The 1,399-nt window shown below is 65.0% G+C and carries 1 protein-coding gene; it reads right to left on the bottom strand.

What is annotated here, in order from left to right; genetic code table 11:
• On the bottom strand, positions 1-1,379 hold a 1,379-nt coding region (locus KF796_21715; GenBank protein ID MBX3589258.1), incomplete at its 3' end, for an IS66 family transposase.
• Positions 1,380-1,399 lie beyond the last annotated feature (20 nt).

The following is a 1,399-nucleotide window of genomic DNA, read 5'->3' as shown; positions in this document are numbered from 1 at the left end:
AATTGTTTGAGGGCGTGGCTGATGGCGTCGACGGGATTGTGCCCGCGCTTTTTGAGGGTGAAGAAGACGCTCATGAGCAGGGCCTGTATGTCGGCGCCCGTACCGCTTCGGTTTCCGTAGCTGTTCTTGCGCAGGAGGACGGCGGGGCGAATGGAGCGCTCGGCGAGGTTGTTGTCGAAGGGGACGCCGGGCCGGTCCAGAAAGGTGAAGAGTTCGTCGCAGTGGCGTTTGAGGCGTTTGACAAGGCGCCGCGCCTGCGCGTCTTCCCAGGGCATGGCGTTGAGTTCATCGAGGCGCTTGGATAGCAGCGCGCGTCGCGAAGCGTAGGCTTCGGGCGTGTGTTCATCCTCGCGCCGGGAAAGGCGGATGGCGTCTCCGAGCAGGCGCCGCAGCTTTTTAGCGAAGGCCGCCCAGTCCTCGCCGGGCGACTTGTAGCGCTCGACGTGTTCGAGATCGCGCAGCAGGTGCACCAGACACTTCTGCGCATGGGCGCACGCCACGGCGTTGTAGGGCCCCCAGAAGTCGGCCACCAGCGTGCCCGCGAACTCCTCTATGAAAAACTTCTTCAACGCGGGCTGACCGCGCGACTGGTCGATCAGAAAATAGCTCAGGTCGCTGCTGGCGAAGCACCAGAGCCAGTGGGTCTTTCCATCCACGCGCCAGCCGGTTTCGTCGGCGTTCAGCACCGAGGACCTGAGCGCTTCGCGCTGGATTTCCTCGTGCCAGGGCAGGAGTATTTCCGCCAGGCGCCGCCACATGTGCAACAGGCCCCCGGGGGTGACCTTGAAGTAAAGGTGGAAGTTGAAAACGTCCGCGATCTGCGCGAGCGAGTTGCCAAGGCAGTAATGGAGCCAGGCGCTCAGCACCAGCGCGCGATTGCCCACGGTGGCGCCCGGCAGGGCCGCGCTTACCGGGGCTTCAACCTTCTTCTTGCACCTGGGACACCAGTCCCGGTGGATGACATGCTCGGTCACTTCCGGCCTGGTTTCGGGGATATCCTCGGTGTAGCGCGTCCGCGTTTCCTCGCAGCGGTTGAGGGAGCCGCCGCAATCCGGGCAGCAGGCCGCGCGGTGCGCCTCGCTGCGATCGATCTCCTCCGGGGCCGGTCGCCGGCTGCCCGCGTGGCCCGCTTTGCGACCGGGCTTCTTCTTGCCGCGACCGGAGGACTGGGGCTTGGTGTACACCGGCTTCGCGCCCGAAGGCGTCGAGGGCGTGTTGTGGGCGATCGCGGGCAGGGCGGCCTGGTGCTCGGCCAGCATCTTCGCCTGCGCAAGCAGCGCGAAGATTACAGATTCTTCGCCGCGAAGGAAAATCGCACGCGCCGCCTCTTCCGTCAGCGAGGCCCCAAGGGGAATATCTTGCAACAGCGAGTTCGCCATGCGCACACTATCGCATACCA

Source organism: Ramlibacter sp., from assembly GCA_019635435.1.
Classification (GTDB): Bacteria; Pseudomonadota; Gammaproteobacteria; order Burkholderiales; family Burkholderiaceae_C; genus JAHBZM01.
The sequence above is the reverse complement of the archived record's forward strand: the minus strand, read 5'-3'. Positions and strand labels throughout refer to the sequence as shown.